Here is a 17,443-nt window from a genome sequence, read left to right as displayed (position 1 = left end):
AACAAATTAACTGTAAAAACCATAGCAGGTTACGCCATGCACTACGGCAAAATTAAGACCAAATACAGTGCAGGCACGGCGTATCGTTAACAGGGTCAGCCTAAATAATTTAATACCACCTGATGGTGATCTTTGGTTTTAAAGTTGTCAAAAACTTTTTCTACCTTACCATCCTGAGCAATTAAGAAACTGATGCGGTGTAAACCGTCATACACTTTGCCCATAAACTTTTTCTCGCCCCATACGCCAAAGGCGTCAGCAACTTTATGATCTTCATCCGAAAGCAGGGTAAAATTTAACTGGTCACGCTGCGCAAACTTCGCCAGTTTGGCCGGTGCATCTGTGCTGATCCCCACCACGGTTACGCCTTTGGCTGCCAGCTCTGTTTTACTGTCGCGCAAAGCACAGGCTTGTACCGTGCAACCCGGAGTCATCGCTTTGGGGTAAAAATACACTAATACCCGTTGTTGTTTTAGCAATGCAGATAACTGTACCGGATTATTCTGTTGGTCTTGCAGGGTAAAGTCAGGCGCGTTGGCACCGGCGCTTAAATAAGTCATTAGGCACTCCATTTCAGGTTTGGGCATGAAAACTGCCGGTTAAATTCATTGTTTGCATTAACGCTGTAATGTCTGCTTTTATCTGTTCTGGCTGTTCGCCTTCAGGTAACTCCAGTGTCATCAACGTGTGCATTACGGTTTGATTGCTATCAGTACCGGGCCGGCTTTCTGATTGCAGGGCTCCAATGTATACCTGCCGGCTTGCCAACAGGCCGGTAATGGCGCCAAGGGTTCCAACCCGGTCCGGCCCGGTATATTCGAGCACATAGTGTGCAGCTACCGGCTTGCGCTGATGGGCACTGGTACGTTTTGTCATAGTAGTCAGATCAAGCTCCAGCCCCAGGTTGGGTAATAAATATTCAATCCGGCTAATAGCCGCAGGATCACCGGACAACAGCATAATAAAGGTAAATTCGCCGCCGAAAATAGCCATGCGGCTATCAATAATATTGCAATTGCAGTCAGTAACCAGACGAGCCAGTTTACTGACAATACCCGTACGATCGGTTCCGATGGCGGTGACAACAAGTTGTTGCGACATAATAAAATCCCGGCAGAAACATAAAACAGACTAAGTAAAACGATGCGCGGCAGTGTAGCACAAGGCTGGAATATTTCATCCTTGGGTACCAAGTTGCAATAAGCATGGATCCATTCTTGTGTTTGCTGCCTGCTGTCTTTAACATAGGCGCCCTTAACGTAAAAAGGGTTGTGCTTTACATGTTTACAGGAAGCTGGGTTGCACTGATAACGCCGATGACGGCTCAGGGCGAAATTGATTACACAGGCTTAAGTGCGCTGGTTGATTTTCATTTGAAAAATGGCACTCAGGGCCTGGTAATAATGGGCACTACCGGTGAGGCTGCCACTATTGCTTTTAATGACCAGTTACAGGTTATTGCTGCAGTATGCAAGCAGGTTAATGGTGCTATTGCTGTTATTGCCGGTAATGGCGCTAACGCCACCGCAGAAGCAGTAGAGCGCACTAAAGCGTTATCAAAATTGCCCATCGCCGGTTTTTTAACGGTAACGCCGTTTTACAACAAACCGATGCAAAAAGGCATGGTATTGCATTTTAATGCGGTAGCAGAGGCGACAGATAAACCGATATTGCTGTACAACGTACCTGGCCGTACCGGGGTGGATTTATTACCTGAAACCGTAGCTGAGCTGGCAAAAACAAAAAATATTGTTGGTATTAAAGAAGCCACCGGTTCAATGCAGCGTTTGGCGCAACTACAGCAGCACTGTTCAGATGATTTTGTGCTGCTAAGTGGCGATGATGCTTCGGCAGCTGAATTTATGCTGCAAGGTGGCCATGGTGTTATTTCTGTTACTACCAATATAGCGCCGCGTTTGATGGCTGATTTGTGTCAGGCCGCTATGCAGGGCAACCGCACAGAAGCTGAGGCAATTGACAAAAAACTGCAGGCACTGCACCACGATTTATTTATTGAAGCTAACCCCATTCCAGCCAAGTGGGCTTTGCACAGAATGGGCTTGATAGGTTCTGACATGATGCGGTTACCCTTAACGCAACTGGAACCAATTCATGCGGCGGTAATCGAACAGGCATTAAAGCAGGCTGATATTGAGCTGCCATAATGCATAGCGTTATTTATTAGGAGTAGTTAAGTGCAATATTGGGCCAAAAGTAGTATTGCTGTCAGCGTGTTGCTGGCAGGTTGTTCCATGTTTGACAGCAGTCAGGTTGATACCAGCGCAGAGCAACGCAGCCTTGAGAGCATTAAAGTACCGGCCGGATTACAACAACCAGCCAGGCCAGGCCAGTTCGATATCCCACCTACAGACGCTGCAGGGGTTGATGTTGAAATAAAAGCACCATCGCTGGTGCTGGCTACAGCGTCCAGCAGCCGGGTAGAAGAGGGCGAACGCCTGGCGCGTGTCTGGTTTGATCGTAATGACTTTACCGGCGATCTCATTCCTTTTTTACAGCAGGCCTTAACCGCCCAATTTGCTGAAAAAGGTGTAACCCTGCAGCAAACTGACGAGAAAGGGCTGGAATATACTACCGGCTGGATAACGCGTTCAGATGAAACCGGCTTTTGGTTTTGGAAATCAGCCTCAGCAACCGAGCAGGCGCGTTTTAAATTATTATTCGAGCCACGCCCGCATGGCCGCTCTGCCAGTTTAACGGTAACTATGCTTGAGCATGAACATTTTGTTGCCGAAAAAAAACTGGCTGGCCGCGAAGCGCATCGTCAGGAAGTTGCCTTGCTCAACCAGATTATTGACCGGGTTGGCAAAGAGGAAATTGCAATTGCTCTGGCAAACAGGGCCAAAGCACCTGACGTTTCTGTCGAGCCAGGGTTAGATAAGGACGGTAACGCTGCCTTATTAAGTAGCCAGTCAGTTGATGTGGTGTGGTCGCAACTTGAAGCAGTATTCACGGCATTAAATTTAACGGTAACCGATATGAACCGCTCGGCGTTTACCTATTATCTGACTTACGAAAAACCGACTCAGAGCTTCTGGAGTAGTATTTGGGGTAAAGATGCACCCATCCAGTTGCCGTTGCAGGACGGTGAGTATCAGCTGGTGCTGAAACGTAATGACAACGGTACTGCCATTATTATGCAAAACAGCAATGGCGAAGCGCTGAGCGCCGAAACGGTGCTGACATTACATGAGCCGTTCGTGCAGGCTGTACGGCAGGCAAGGGTTGAGCTTTAATTACAAAGCAAACAGAAAACGCAGTTGAATAAAGAGCAAAGATCTTTATACTCTGCGGCTGAATTTTTCGCTGCGCGGCTGGAGTTTTAGAATGGTTCAGAAGACAACCGAGTTATACCGTGGTAAGGCTAAGACGGTATACAACACAACAGATGACAACTTGCTGGTGTTACACTTTCGTAATGATACTTCAGCTTTTGATGGTGAGCGTATTGAACAGCTTGACCGCAAAGGGATGATTAACAACAAGTTTAACTATTTTATTATGCAAAAATTGCAGGCGGCGGGTATTCCTACCCAGGTAGAACAGCTGCTGTCTGACGATGAAGTGCTGGTAAAAAAGCTTAAGATGATCCCGGTTGAATGCGTAGTGCGCAACTTTGCTGCCGGCTCTTTAGTGCGTCGTCTGGGGGTAACTGAAGGTATGGCGCTAACGCCACCAACCTTTGAACTGTTCCTGAAAAACGATGCGCTGCATGATCCTATGGTGAATGAGTCATTGGCGGTGTCCTTTAACTGGGCAACGGAAGCGCAGCTGGCAAAAATGAAACAACTTACTTTTAAAGCCAATGAAGTATTAGCTGCGCTGTTTGATGCAGCCGGTATGATGCTGGTTGATTTTAAACTGGAGTTTGGTGTTTTTAACGGTGAAATCGTGCTGGGCGATGAGTTTTCACCGGATGGTTGCCGTTTATGGGATAAAGCTACCCGCAAAAAGCTGGATAAAGACCGCTTCCGTCAGGGGTTAGGTGGTGTGGTAGAAGCCTATGAAGAAGTGGCTAACCGCCTGGGTGTTAAGCTGGATTAAAGATTAAGTTCCCGATAAAGCCACCGTAAGGTGGCTTTATTTTTTTTAACGCATTGAAACCGGTTAGCTTTTGTCATTACACTGCAGCTATTGCAGGCATAAATAACGGAGTTTGGTTATGCTGCAAATACAAAACTACCTGAAAATATTGATTGGATTACCGGGTAATGGGGCTGATACTGGCTGCCATTGCGGTTGAATTTATCGGTGCCGGTTTAAAAGGTATTTTCCCGGTATTGGCCTGAGGTTACACCTAATGAAACACTATTTTTCGCTTATTGGATTTTTACTGGGCATCTTTGCTGCACAGACAGTTTTTGCTACCCAAATCGCTGATTTATATCAGGCTGATGTTGACTCAACAACATCCGGCAATGAATGGCAGCGTCAGGCGTTGGCGCAAGTGCTGGTGCGTGTCAGTGGTAAAGCCGGGGTAACAGAGTTACCACAGGTAAAGGCTGAGCTGGCCAAAGCTGCCGGCTATGTTAAACAATTTGAAAATGTGCGCCAGGCCGGTGGTAACCGGATGCGGGTATTGCTGGATGCCGATAAAGTAAACCAGTTATTACAGCAGCAAGGCGTGCCGGTGTGGGGGGCTTTACGCCCGGATACACTAGTCTGGCTGGTTGAGCAAAACGGTGCAGAACGTCAGTTTGTGCGCCAGAGCAGCCATCAACTGAATGTGGCAATGCAGCAGGCGTTTCGCCAGGCGGCTTTGCCATTAATGCTGCCATTGTACGATATGGACGATTTGCTTAATTTAGCAGAAACCGACGTCTGGGCCGGCTTCTGGCAACCTGTTGTTGATGCCAGCAGCCGCTATGCTGCAGACATCGTGATCATAGGTACCATTGAGCGCCAGAGTGTGGATGGCAAAGAACAGCTGCGGCTAAACTGGCAGCGCCAGGATGATGGCCGAACCTTACGTGATGAAATTACCGCTGCAGATGAAGCCACCCTGATGCAACAGTTTACCAGAGTGCTGGCTGCCCAACTGTCTGAACGCTATGCCAGTGTGCTATCGGGTGAAAGCGGCGCGCAGTTTGTACTGCAAGTACAACAGCTAACTGATCTGGCCGATATTGTACAGGTGCAGCGTCTGTTGCAACAGGTTGTCGGGGTGTCGCAGGTTACTGTCAGCAATTATCACGCTGGCGTGGCGCGCTTTACGATGCGCTCGGGTATTTCTGCCGACGGCTTACTTAACGCGTTACGGTTTAACAAGCAGTTACAGCCGCAACCCGCTAATGACGCTATAGCAGCCAATGAACCTGCGCAGCCAACGTTGGCGACATATCGCTATCTGAGGCCCTGATGCAGCCGTTGCAATATACGCTGGCAGTAACCTTGCCGGAAGATGAAACGCTCGACAGTTTTTATGCTGCCGGGCAAACCGCTGCGGTAGCGTTTTTAAAAAATTATCTGCAAAAACCGGCCAATCAAAGTCCGGTTTATCTGTTCGGTGCCAGTGGCAGTGGTAAGTCACATTTGTTATATGCTGCCTGCGTGCAGGCGCAAGAGCAGGGCCTGACCAGCCAATTGCTAACACTGGACGACTGGCGTCTGTTAAGCCCGCGTTTGTTGGATGATTTAGAACAGCTTGATCTGGTGTGTCTGGATAATATTCAGGCTATTGCCGGTGAATTAAGCTGGCAAACGGCGGTATTTGATTTATACAACCGGATGGCCGAGCAGGGTAAAGCCCTGATTATTGTTGGCAACGAAGCGCCGCAGCAACTTGGTCTGCAACTGGCCGATTTAGTCTCGCGCCTGCAGGCTTGTACCGGGTTTCAGCTGCGTTTGCTTACCGATGAAGACAAGCACAAGCTGCTGCAACAAAAAGCCCGCCTGCGTGGTATGGAGCTGCCGGATGAAGTGGCGCGGTATTTATTAAACCATCAGGATCGTGATATTCGCGCTCTGGTGTCTATTCTGGATAAACTGGATAAAGCTACCATAGTGCATCAGCGCAAGCTGACAATTCCTTTTGTTAAAGAAATCCTCAGTTAATCTGTAACATTATTTCAGCCTGCTTTTTAGAAAAAATGCCTTAACAGCCTGCGTTTAGCGGTAATTCTGGTGTATCATTGGCGGCTTTGACACGATTTAACCCCTAGCTGCTTTGAGGACACGCATGAACCTAACAGCAATATTGGAAAACGCCTTACAGGCCGTTGCCGGCGCCGCAGATATTCCGGCACTGGAAACTATCCGGGTAGAGTTTCTTGGTAAAAAAGGCAGTATTACTGAATTATTGAAATCCCTCGGTGCGATGGACCCTGAGCAGCGCAAACAAGCCGGTGCTGAGATCAATGAGTTAAAACAGCAGGTGCAGGATGCATTAAATGCGCGCCGCGATTTACTGCAAAATGCCCAACTGGCAGCCAAACTGGCACAAGAGCAAATTGATGTGACGCTGCCGGGCCGTATGCTGGAAACCGGTGGTTTACACCCCGTTACCCGCACGATTGAGCGTATTTCTGCTTTTTTTGCTGAACTTGGCTTTGAAGTTAAACAGGGCCCGGAAATTGAAGATGACTTTCATAACTTTGATGCGTTGAATATTCCTGAGCATCATCCGGCGCGGGCTGATCACGATACCTTTTATTTCAACCCAAAATTGATGCTGCGTACGCAAACCTCCGGTGTGCAAATCCGTACTATGGAGCAGCAACAGCCGCCACTGCGTATTATTTCGCCTGGTCGGGTATACCGTAACGACTACGACCAAACCCATACGCCGATGTTTCATCAGGTAGAAGGTTTAATGGTCGACACCAAAGTCAGCTTTACTGAGCTAAAAGGTATATTGCACGACTTTTTACATAACTTCTTTGAAGAAGACTTACAAATCCGCTTTCGGCCATCGTTTTTCCCGTTCACTGAGCCTTCAGCTGAAGTGGATGTAATGGGTAAAAACGGCAAATGGTTAGAAGTACTGGGCTGCGGTATGGTGCACCCCAATGTGTTGCGCTCTGTGGGCATAGACCCTGAAGTGTACAGCGGTTTTGCTTTTGGTATGGGCGTAGAGCGCCTGACCATGCTGCGCTACGGTGTGACCGACTTGCGTGCCTTCTTCGAAAACGATTTACGTTTTTTAAAACAGTTCAGATAAGCGGAGTTAATTTAGATGAAATTCAGTGAAGCCTGGTTACGCGAGTGGGTAAATCCAGCCATTGACACCAACACCTTATCTGAACAGCTGTCTATGGCAGGCCTGGAAGTTGACGGTATTGAAACCGTAGCCGGACAATTCAGTGGTGTAGTGGTGGGCGAAGTGGTTGAATGTGGCCAGCACCCGGATGCCGATAAGTTACAGGTAACCAAAGTGAATGTTGGCGGCAACGAGCTGCTGGATATTGTGTGTGGTGCTAAAAACTGCCGTAAAGGCTTAAAAGTGGCAGTGGCGACTGTGGGCGCCGTATTGCCGGGCGATTTTACCATTAAAGCTGCTAAGTTGCGCGGTCAGCCCTCAAACGGCATGTTGTGTTCATTATCAGAGCTTGGTATGGCTGAGGATTCTGATGGCATTATCGAACTGCCGCACGATGCACCGGTAGGGCAGAATATCCGCCAGTATCTGCAACTGGATGACCATATTATTGAAGTAGATTTAACACCAAACCGTGCCGACTGCTTAGGTATTAAAGGCCTGGCGCGTGAAGTTGGCGTGTTAAATAAGCAAGCCGTATGCGAGCCGCAAATTACCCCGGTTGCAGCGGCAATCAGTGATAAAAAAGGCATTACGTTAAGCGCCCCGGATGCTTGTCCGCGTTATTTAGGCCGTATTGTACGTAATGTAAATGTACAGGCACCAAGCCCCTTGTGGCTGACTGAAAAACTGCGCCGTTGTGGCGTGCGTAGCATTGATGCGGTGGTTGATATTACCAATTTCGTGCTACTGGAGCTGGGCCACCCGATGCATGCCTTTGATCTGGCCAATATAGACGGTGACATCAACGTACGTCTGGCAACCGAGGGCGAAAAGCTGGTATTGCTGGATGAAAGCGAAGTCACGCTAAAAGCCAATACCCTGCTTATTGCCGATAACAGCAAAGCGCTGGCGATGGCCGGTGTGTTTGGTGGTTTGCATAGCGGTGTTACCGCACAAACTAAAGACGTATTTTTAGAAAGCGCATTCTTTGCTCCACTGGCCATTGCCGGTAAAGCGCGCCAATACGGTTTACACACTGATGCATCACACCGCTACGAGCGCGGCGTTGACCCGCAGTTACAACATGCCGCGATGGAACGGGCAACGGCGTTATTACTACAAATTTGTGGTGGTGAAGCCGGGCCGGTTGTTGAAGCGGTATCTGAGCAGCATTTACCTGCAGTTGCTAATATCAGCCTGACAGAAGCCAAGCTGGCGCGCATTTTGGGTATTAGCATTGCTAAAGCTGAGGTAACGGCTATTTTCAGCCGTTTGGGGCTGAATGTAAATGAAACAGCCGATGGTTGGCAGGTTAGTGTTCCGGGTTACCGCTTTGATATCAGTATTGCTGAAGATTTAATTGAAGAAGTCGCCCGGGTATATGGTTACAACAGTATTCCGAATGTCGCGCCACAGGCGGCACTGAAAATGCGCAGCTTTAACGAGGCAGAGCTGAATGTTCAGCGTTTGCGCACCGTGCTGGTAGACCGTGGGTATCAGGAAGCGATTACTTATAGCTTTGTTGACCCGAAAGTACAGCAGCAGCTGTTTCCACAGCAAACTGCACTGGTGTTGCCTAACCCCATTTCAGCCGATATGTCGGCTATGCGGTTAAACTTATGGCCGGGTTTGTTGCAAACAGTGCAATATAACCAGAACCGCCAGCAAAGCCGTATTCGTTTATTTGAGTATGGCCTTAAATTTATACCTGATGCGACAGCAGAAGGCGGTGTGCGCCAGGAAGCCGTGATTGGCGGTGTGATTGTTGGCTCTATGCATAACGAACACTGGAACATGGAAAGCCGTACTGCGGATTTCTATGATGTTAAAGGCGATGTTGAGGCGCTGTTAGCGCAAACGTCAGCCACTGAGCAGTTCCGCTTTGTTACCGCTGAGCACAGTGCTTTGCATCCGGGGCAGACAGCCGCGATTTATCGTGGCGATATGTTAGCCGGCTATGTAGGCGCACTGCACCCGGAGGCCGAGCGTAAACTGGGTATTAAAGGTAAAGCCTATCTGTTTGAACTTAATGTCGCTGCGCTTGGTCTGCGTGATATAGTGCAGGCACGTGAACTGTCTAAGTACCCTGCCAATCGGCGCGATTTAGCGCTGGTAGTGAAATCAGAGGTGCGTTTTGCGGATATAGCTGCTACTATAAAAAAAGTTGGCGGAAATCAATTAGTTGACCTAAAATTGTTTGACGTGTACACAGGACCGGGTGTGGCAGAGGGTTTTAAATCGCTGGCCATTGCTCTGACCCTGCAGGATATAGCGCGTACCCTGGAAGATAAAGATATCCAACAGTTGGTAAATCAAGTAGTTAACGCGCTTGGTGAAGAGTTCAACGCAACGTTGAGGGATTAAGAATGGCGCTTACCAAAGCCGATTTAGCAGAACGTCTGTTTACAAAATTTGGCGTTAGCAAACGCGATGCCAAATTAATAGTGGAAGCTTTTTTTGAAGAGATCCGCGCAGCTCTGGAAGCGGGGGATCAGGTTAAGTTATCTGGCTTTGGCAATTTTGACCTGCGGGTTAAAAATCAGCGCCCTGGCCGTAATCCAAAGACGGGTGAGGATATTCCTATCTCAGCCCGTTGTGTTGTGACTTTCCGGCCGGGACAAAAGCTAAAATCCCGTGTTGAGGTTGGCACCAGCAAAAAATAAGCTATTGTTATTGTGAATAACAAAGCGGCAAGTTGCGCAGGCAACTTGCCGTTTTTTTATGCATATAACACTGCGCGGCTAAAATTTTCCGATCCAAATTGTTTCGCCTGCTGTAATTAATATTAGCTTGAATTAAACGGTAATATTATGACGATAAAAGTAGGGATCAGTGCCTGTGTGCTGGGTGACAAAGTGCGCTACGATGGCGGACACAAAGCATCAGCTTTTTGTTTACAGCAACTGGCACCTTTAGTTGAATATGTAGCAATATGTCCGGAAATGGCTATTGGTATGAGCTCGCCGCGCCCGGCAATCAGGCTGCAGTTGGACGACGGGCACAATGTTCATCTGGTGCAAAGTAATAACAGTGCCATTGATCACACCGCTGCCATGCTGGACTTTACCGCGAAAAAGCTGCCTGAGTTAGCAGATCTTTGTGGTTATATCGTCTGTGCCAAATCACCCAGTTGTGGCATGGAGCGGGTAAGGTTGTTTGATGCTGCCGGCCAGCAGCTTGGCAAGCTGGGGGTAGGCCTTTATACCCGCCAATTGATGCAGCACTATCCCTGGTTGCCGGTAGAAGAAGATGGCCGTTTATTCGATGCAGAACTAAAAGAAAATTTTATCTGCCGCGTATTTAGCTGCTACGACTATCAGCAGAGTATGCAAGACGGTTTTTCTGTCGGTAAGCTGGTGGCATTTCACAGCCGCTATAAATTTCTGGTTATGGCGCACAGCCCGGTGGCATATCGCGAATTGGGCCGGCTGGTTGCCCAGGCGAAACTGTTTTCAGCGCAGGAATTACAACAGCGTTATCTGCAGGATTTAATGCAGGCACTGAAAAATATCGCTACCCGCAAGCAACATACCAATGTGCTGCAGCATTTGCAGGGCTTTTTAAAACATGGTTTAACGGCAGAAGCGAAGCAAGAGCTGTCTGAGCTGATCCATCGCTACCGCCAGGGCTTTGTGCCGCTAATGGCACCACTGACCTTATTGCAGCATCATTTAAAGCAGTTCCCTAACGCTTATATCAGCGCCCAGCGCTACTTCTCACCTTATCCGGAGAACCTGGGGCTGAGGGCCTGATATGCAGCAGCTGAATGTGGTGTGGTTACGCAACGATTTACGTAGTTTTGATAATGCAGTGCTTAGTAGTGCAGCAGAAGATGGCGCCAGAACCGGTGCCGTGGTTATTGCTTTGTATATTGCCACGCCAAAAACCTGGCAATTGCATGATATGGCGCCAATTAAGCAGGATCTTATTCGCCGGCGGGTAAAGCAACTACAACAAGAACTGGCAACGCTTAATATCCCTTTACTAGCTGTAGAAGGTAGCAGTTACCAGCAAATACCCGCTGTGTTTAAGCAGCTGGGGCAGCATTTTTTATTAAAAGTATTTGTGCAAAGTGAATATGAACTGCGTGAGCAGCAGCGTGACAACGCGGTTGACCAAGCTGTGCTGGCACTAAATGGCCAGTTTATCCGCTTTGATACGCAGTGCATTATGCCACCCGGCTCTGTACGCACTCAGCAGGGTGATATCTACAAGGTGTTTACCCCGTTTAAGCGCAGCTGGCTGGCGCAGTTAAAGCAGCACGGCGTCAGCTGTTATGCCAGGCCTAAACCAGTGGCGCAAGTTGAGCTTAAGCTGCCGGATTTTCCGCCGTTAAAAGCCGGCGATAACAGCTCTGCAGAGTGGCCGGTTGCAGAGCAAGACGTATTGCAACTAATGCGAGCCTTTTGCCGCGAAAAGGTGCAAGACTATCAAACAGCGCGTGATTTTCCAGCCATAGAAGGTACGTCAAAACTGTCGGCTTATTTGGCAATAGGTGTTGTTTCTGCCGCACAGTGTATTGCACGTTTGCAACTGGAGGCCGCCGACAGCTGGCAGCAGGATAAAAGCGGTGCTGAAGTCTGGTTGTCTGAGCTTATCTGGCGTGAGTTTTATAAACACATTTTGCTGGCTTACCCTGATTTAATAAAACATCAGCCATTTCAGGCTGAAACCGCCGCTATTCGCTGGAGTAACAATCCTTTGCTGTTTAAAGCCTGGTGTGATGGTATGACCGGGTATCCGATTGTGGATGCAGCGATGCGCCAGTTAAACCAAACCGGCTGGATGCATAACCGGCTGCGCATGATTACGGCAAGCTTTCTGGTAAAAGATCTGCACATCGACTGGCGCTGGGGCGAGCGATACTTTATGTCAAAGCTGATTGACGGTGACTTTGCGGCCAATAATGGCGGTTGGCAATGGGCTGCATCTACCGGTACCGATGCTGCACCTTATTTTCGTATTTTTAATCCGGTCAGCCAGAGTGAAAAGTTTGATCCAAACGGTGACTTTATCCGTTTCTATGTGCCACAGCTAAGTAAGCTGCAAGGTAAAGCAGTACATTGGCCACACGGGGCTGGCACTGCTAACGGTTATCCGGCGCCGGTTGTTGATCACGGTGAAGCACGTAAACACACATTAGCGCTTTTTGCAGAGGTAAAGAAAAAAGCATGAATACTGCAGCAGCTCCACGCATTGAACAATTTCTGGCGTTTTACAATGGTTTGTCCAGCCAGAATATGCAGAAATTGCCACAGTTGTATCATGCTGACGTCAGCTTTATTGACCCGGTACATGAGCTACATGGCCGCACCGCACTGACAGAGTATTTTGATCATGCCTACGCCCGTTTGCTGCACTGTGAATTTACCGGCTTGCAGCAAATGGAGCAGGGGGAGCATGGCTTTCTCAGCTGGCAAATGCAGTTTAGCCACCCGGCAATTGGTAAAGGTAAAACCATAATAGTGCACGGTTGCAGTGTGTTGCGCTGGCAGGACGGTTTGATTATTTATCATCGTGATTACTATGATTTAAACGAAATGGTGTACCGGCATTTGCCTGTTATTGGCTGGTTAACCGGTAAAGTAAAACAGCGTATGGCCAACGGGCAGTAATTTAGCTAAAAGATAGAGTGGTATAAGGGAGCAGTATGCGCATAGCGGTGGTGGGTGGTGGTATTTCGGGCATGATGGCGTGGTACTTGTTGCAGCAAAAACATGATGTAACGGTACTGGAGGCGAACGATTACCTTGGTGGCCATACGGCGACTACAGACGTTGAAGTTGCGGGTAAGTCGTATGCTATTGATACCGGTTTTATAGTGTTTAACAACTGGACTTATCCTATTTTTAACCGTTTTATTGCTGAGCTCGGTGTGGCGTTTGAGCACACCACAATGAGTTTTTCGGTAAAAAACGGTGCGCAGGATCTGGAATACAACGGCAATACCCTGGCCAGTTTATTTGCTCAGCGCCGTAATGTATTACGGCCGTCGTTCTGGTTAATGCTTAGTGACATTATGCGCTTTAATAAACTGGGTAAACGCTTGTTGGCGGCAAATGATCCCGATCTGGATCTGGCACTGGGTGATTTTTTACTGAAACATGATTTTGGTAATGGCATTCGTGATAACTATTTAATGCCAATGGGCGCTGCGATCTGGTCGGCAGGCCTGGCTGATATGCCGGCATTCCCGGTGCGTTTCTTCCTGCGGTTTTTTAATAACCATGGTCTGCTAAATATTACTGACAGGCCGCAGTGGTCGGTAATAAAAGGCGGTTCAAGGAGCTATGTACAGGCTCTACTGGCAAAACTGGGGCATGACAAGGTAAAACTACAGCAGCAGATTAGTGCTGTTTCGCGCAATGAACACGGCGTAACACTGAGCTTTGCTGATGGGCGCACCGAACAGTACGATAAGCTGATCCTGGCCTGCCACAGCGACCAGGCACTGCGCTTGCTTGGTGATAACGCTACAGAACAAGAGCGTGCAGTATTAGGCGGTATTGCTTACCAGCAGAATGAAGTGGTGCTGCATACTGATACCCGCCTATTACCCAAACGGCAGCGCGCCTGGGCTGCCTGGAATTATAATCTGGATGCCAATGTAAAGGATCGCGCTACGCTTACCTATAACATGAATTTGCTGCAAGGTATCAGCGCTCCGGTCACGTTTTGTGTCACGCTGAACAATACTCAGGCTATTGACCCGGCTAAAATCATCCGCGTTTTCCAGTACGATCATCCGGTATACAACCATTACACTTTGGCCGCACAGCAGCAGCGGCATAAAATCAATGGCCATCATCATACTTATTATTGCGGTGCCTACTGGCATAACGGCTTTCATGAAGACGGTGCCAGAAGCGCGGTAGAGGTTGCTGCGTTATTAGGTGTGGATTATTAATGCACTCCGGTCATGCGGTATATCAGGGCGAAGTAGGGCATTTGCGCGTATCCCCGCTCGAGTATGGCTTTAGCTACCCGCTGGCGCACTACTGGCTTGATTGCAGTATGCTGGATAAAACCTCGTTGCAAGCCAGTGGTATTGCGTTTGAACGCTTCGGCGCGCTTAGCTTTCGGCGCAAGGATTATCTGCCAGGCAGCGGCAGTGTACACAGCGCCGTATGTAGCAAAGTCGCTGAGCTTGGTGGCACCACTACACCGGCAAAAGTGTATATATTGACGCCACTGGCTAATTGGGGGCTGTATTTCAGCCCGTTAACACTTTACTACTGCTATGATGAACAAGATCATTTTTGCTATTTGTTGGCCGAAGTAACCAATACGCCCTGGAATGAGCGGCATTATTATTTGCAGACTATGCCGCTGCATGCTTTGGATGCCGGTTTACATCATTTTGTGCACGAGAAAGCGTTTCATGTATCGCCATTTCATCCAATGAAGATGCAATACCATTGGCAAATCAGCACTCCGGATCAACATTTACAATGCAGTATTCGCAATACTGAGGCAGATAAGCAAATTTTCAGCGCCTGGATCAGCTTAACCCGGCATGAACTCAGCGCTGCCTGGCGGCGAAAATGGCTGATCCGCCAGCCATGGCAAAACGTACAGGTAGTACTGCGAATATACTGGCATGCAGTGAAGCTCTATTTAAAAGGGATCCCTGTGCATGCCCACCCCAAGACGAAGGATACAAATGCATGACCATGAGCCTTACTGAAGTTTCAGTTTTTGATAATCTGAGCTGGTTTGACCGCTTATGCCGCAAATTTGCGCTGGATTTTATTAGCCAGCTAAAACATGGCGATATCACCGTGGTAGAAGGTAACCAATGCCTGCGCTTTGGTGACGAGCACGCCGAACTAAAAACCGTTATTACCGTAGTTGATCCTGGCTTTTACCAGAAAATGGTGATGGCTGGCTCCGTAGGCGGAGGCGAGGCATATATTTATGGCTGGTGGCGCTGTGACAATTTAACGGCGCTGGTGCGTATTTTTGCTCTTAACCTTGCCACTTTGGATAAGCTGGATTCAACCATAACGCGCTTAGGCCGGCCGCTGTTAAAACTACTGAACTGGCGCAACCGTAATTCAAAACAGCAAGCCAGAAAGAACATTGCAGCACACTATGATCTTGGCAATGATATGTACCGGCTATTTCTCGACAATAGCATGATGTATTCCAGTGCTGTTTATCCTGATGCTGCAGCCGATCTGGCACAGGCACAGCTGCATAAGCTGCAAATGATCTGTGAAAAACTGCAGTTAAAACCCGACGACCACCTGATTGAAATAGGCACAGGTTGGGGCAGTATGGCGATATTTGCCGCGCAGCACTACGGCTGCAAAGTCACCACCACGACTATTTCACAGCAGCAGTATGACTACGCCAAGGCTCGTATTGAGGCGTTGGGGCTACAGCAGCAAATTACTCTGTTACTGGATGATTATCGCGATCTGACCGGCCAGTATGACAAGTTAGTGTCGATAGAAATGATAGAAGCGGTGGGCGAAGACTATCTGGATACCTATTTTGAGAAATGCGCCAGCCTGTTAAAACCAGACGGTTTAATGGTGCTACAGGCTATTACCATCGTTGATCAGCGCTACAGCCAATACGTGCGTGAAGTTGATTTTATCAAGCGTTATGTGTTTCCAGGCGGTTGTTTACCTTCGGTCAGCCGGATGACCGATGCCATTGGCCGTAAAACTGACCTGGTTGTGCGCCATCTGCAGGATATTGGTTTTGATTACGCCAGGACCCTAAGAGACTGGTGCGATAATTTTATGCATGCCCGCGATAAGGTACATCAGCTGGGATATGACGATAACTTTGTCCGGCTGTGGCACTTTTATCTTTGCTACTGTGAAGGCGGTTTTAGAGAGCGTGCTACCAGTGCTGTACATTTGGTGTTGTCTAAACCGCAAAACCGCAGTGCTTAGCAGTTTATATTCCGGAAAAAGTTGCAATAGCACCGGTAAAAGCTACTTATGTTTATTAAATATAATTTAACAAATTGATTTGGATTAATTTTAACGTTATGAAAAATATAGCATTATTTTAAATCCCATTTTTGGTATGCGCTTTGCTTTACTAATACTGCTGCTGCAATACGCGGGGGATTGTCCAAACGTATCGCAGCGTTTAGTAGCTAACTAACAGTGGAGCAAATTATGAATAGTGATATTGCAGAAGGCAAATGGCGTCAGGTTAAAGGCTCTGTGAAAGAGAAATGGGGCAAGTTAACCGATGATGATCTGACCGAAGTAAATGGCCGCTTTGAAAAATTCTGCGGCAAAATGCAGGAACATTACGGCATGACTCGCGAAGAAGCTGAAGATGAGTTTAAGCGCTTCAGAGAGTAATGCCACCAGGTTAAAAGGGCCATATGGCCCTTTTAACTGTTTACCAGAATGATACCGGCTTCCAGAATAACGATTTTCTTATCTTTGTATAAAGTCCCGATAGCTTGCTTATAAGCTTTTTTGCTAACACCAAAGGTAGCGTAAATCAACTCCGGAGAACTCTTGTCGGTTAGCGCCAGCTTGCCGCCGTTTTGTTGCAGTTTTTTCAAAACCTGCTCCGTAAGTTCCAGTGCTTGCTTATAAGTAGTGGCATTCAACCGCAGATCAATTTTGCCGTCGTCGCGTACTTTAACAATAAAAGCCTGCATTTTTTCGCCACGGCGCAGTGGTTTAAACACCTCATTTTTGTACAACACGCCCCAGTGCTGATGATTTACGATAGCTTTATAGCCAATGTCAGTTTGTTCACTGACAATAATATCTACCTTGTCACCGGGGTTATATACTGGTGTGGTTTTGTGCAAGTGGCGGTCGAGTTTGCTGGAGGCCACGATGCGGTTGCTGTTATCGACATAACAATATAGCAAGTATTTATTGCCTTCTTTCAGCGGAATTTGCTGCTCACTAAAAGGCACCAGTAAATCTTTTTTAAGGCCCCAGTTAACAAAAGCGCCCACTTTAGTGGTAGCAATAACCTGTAACTGGGCCACTTCACCCACTTTAATTTTCGGTTGTTCAGTGGTTGCAATAAGCTGATCTTCTGAGTCCAGATATAAAAATACATCCAGTTGCTGGCCAATCTCCAGGCCCGCCGGAGCCACATTATTGGGCAGCAAAATTTCGCCCCAGCTTAACCCATCCAGATAGAAGCCAAATTTAACCTGTTTTTTTACCGTTAAACGGTTAACTTTTCCAAGAGCCAGCATGCAGTATCCAAAAGTGCGCCCCAAGCGGG

The 17,443-nt window shown here is 47.9% G+C and carries 18 protein-coding genes; 15 read left to right on the top strand and 3 right to left on the bottom strand.

Translation table 11 applies throughout. The features are described from left to right. Positions 1–95: 95 nt before the first annotated feature. Together bcp and BLW68_RS18660 are read right to left on the bottom strand one after the other, a co-directional pair. Positions 96–560: a thioredoxin-dependent thiol peroxidase gene (gene bcp, locus BLW68_RS18665; protein WP_092796537.1), complete on the bottom strand. Its 465-nt coding sequence runs from the start codon at positions 558–560 to the stop codon at positions 96–98. A gap of 13 nt (positions 561–573) precedes the next feature. Continuing rightward, entirely contained in the window at positions 574–1,101 is a 528-nt protein-coding gene (locus BLW68_RS18660; protein ID WP_092796535.1) for a glycine cleavage system transcriptional repressor, read from the bottom strand. Between the two features lie 179 nt (positions 1,102–1,280). Here BLW68_RS18660 and dapA point away from each other — a divergent pair, with 179 nt between their 5' ends. From dapA to BLW68_RS18585, 15 genes are all read left to right on the top strand, one after another. Further along, positions 1,281–2,165 (top strand): 4-hydroxy-tetrahydrodipicolinate synthase, encoded by an 885-nt coding sequence (gene dapA / locus BLW68_RS18655; protein WP_092796533.1) that lies wholly within the window; start codon positions 1,281–1,283, stop codon positions 2,163–2,165. Between the two features lie 30 nt (positions 2,166–2,195). Next, positions 2,196–3,254, top strand: a complete 1,059-nt coding sequence (gene bamC / locus BLW68_RS18650; RefSeq protein WP_092796531.1) for an outer membrane protein assembly factor BamC — start codon at positions 2,196–2,198, stop codon at positions 3,252–3,254. Positions 3,255–3,345: 91 nt separating this feature from the next. Continuing rightward, on the top strand, positions 3,346–4,062 hold the full coding sequence (gene purC / locus BLW68_RS18645) for a phosphoribosylaminoimidazolesuccinocarboxamide synthase (RefSeq protein WP_092796529.1): 717 nt from the start codon (positions 3,346–3,348) through the stop codon (positions 4,060–4,062). A gap of 256 nt (positions 4,063–4,318) precedes the next feature. Next, entirely contained in the window at positions 4,319–5,377 is a 1,059-nt protein-coding gene (locus tag BLW68_RS18640) for a DUF2066 domain-containing protein (RefSeq protein WP_092796527.1), read from the top strand. Then, the gene (gene hda, locus BLW68_RS18635) at positions 5,377–6,072 is read left to right on the top strand and encodes a DnaA inactivator Hda (RefSeq protein ID WP_092796525.1); all 696 of its coding nucleotides are present in this window, start codon (positions 5,377–5,379) and stop codon (positions 6,070–6,072) included. Before BLW68_RS18640 ends, hda begins: the two co-directional genes overlap by 1 nt. Before the next feature lie 124 nt (positions 6,073–6,196). Further along, the gene (gene pheS, locus BLW68_RS18630) at positions 6,197–7,177 is read left to right on the top strand and encodes a phenylalanine--tRNA ligase subunit alpha (RefSeq protein ID WP_068235781.1); all 981 of its coding nucleotides are present in this window, start codon (positions 6,197–6,199) and stop codon (positions 7,175–7,177) included. A gap of 15 nt (positions 7,178–7,192) precedes the next feature. Continuing rightward, positions 7,193–9,580: a phenylalanine--tRNA ligase subunit beta gene (gene pheT / locus BLW68_RS18625; protein ID WP_092796523.1), complete on the top strand. Its 2,388-nt coding sequence runs from the start codon at positions 7,193–7,195 to the stop codon at positions 9,578–9,580. Between the two features lie 2 nt (positions 9,581–9,582). After that, positions 9,583–9,879, top strand: a complete 297-nt coding sequence (gene ihfA / locus BLW68_RS18620; protein WP_068235786.1) for an integration host factor subunit alpha — start codon at positions 9,583–9,585, stop codon at positions 9,877–9,879. A 147-nt stretch (positions 9,880–10,026) separates the two neighbouring features. Beyond that, positions 10,027–10,968, top strand: coding sequence for a YbgA family protein (locus BLW68_RS18615; RefSeq protein WP_092796521.1), 942 nt, complete (start codon positions 10,027–10,029; stop codon positions 10,966–10,968). A 1-nt stretch (position 10,969) separates the two neighbouring features. After that, positions 10,970–12,391: a deoxyribodipyrimidine photo-lyase gene (gene phrB, locus BLW68_RS18610; protein WP_092796519.1), complete on the top strand. Its 1,422-nt coding sequence runs from the start codon at positions 10,970–10,972 to the stop codon at positions 12,389–12,391. Next, on the top strand, positions 12,388–12,831 hold the full coding sequence (locus BLW68_RS18605; protein WP_092796517.1) for a nuclear transport factor 2 family protein: 444 nt from the start codon (positions 12,388–12,390) through the stop codon (positions 12,829–12,831). Before phrB ends, BLW68_RS18605 begins: the two co-directional genes overlap by 4 nt. Positions 12,832–12,866: 35 nt before the next feature. Beyond that, positions 12,867–14,123, top strand: a complete 1,257-nt coding sequence (locus BLW68_RS18600) for an NAD(P)/FAD-dependent oxidoreductase (RefSeq protein WP_092796515.1) — start codon at positions 12,867–12,869, stop codon at positions 14,121–14,123. After that, a complete protein-coding gene (locus tag BLW68_RS18595; protein WP_092796513.1) occupies positions 14,123–14,887 on the top strand; it encodes a DUF1365 domain-containing protein in 765 nt (254 codons plus the stop codon). Before BLW68_RS18600 ends, BLW68_RS18595 begins: the two co-directional genes overlap by 1 nt. Further along, positions 14,884–16,125 carry an SAM-dependent methyltransferase gene (locus BLW68_RS18590; protein ID WP_092796511.1) on the top strand — a complete coding sequence of 414 codons (1,242 nt, stop codon included), beginning with the start codon at positions 14,884–14,886 and terminating at the stop codon, positions 16,123–16,125. Before BLW68_RS18595 ends, BLW68_RS18590 begins: the two co-directional genes overlap by 4 nt. 231 nt (positions 16,126–16,356) lie before the next feature. Further along, the gene (locus BLW68_RS18585) at positions 16,357–16,548 is read left to right on the top strand and encodes a CsbD family protein (RefSeq protein WP_092796509.1); all 192 of its coding nucleotides are present in this window, start codon (positions 16,357–16,359) and stop codon (positions 16,546–16,548) included. Positions 16,549–16,580: 32 nt separating this feature from the next. Here BLW68_RS18585 and BLW68_RS18580 read toward each other — a convergent pair whose 3' ends face one another. Then, positions 16,581–17,414, bottom strand: coding sequence for a CvfB family protein (locus BLW68_RS18580; RefSeq protein WP_092796507.1), 834 nt, complete (start codon positions 17,412–17,414; stop codon positions 16,581–16,583). Positions 17,415–17,443: the final 29 nt, after the last annotated feature.

It is taken from the genome of Rheinheimera pacifica (assembly GCF_900108485.1).
Lineage (GTDB): Bacteria > Pseudomonadota > Gammaproteobacteria > Enterobacterales > Alteromonadaceae > Alishewanella > Alishewanella pacifica.
Note: the sequence above shows the minus strand (reverse complement) of the source record. Positions and strands in the feature narration are given on the sequence as shown.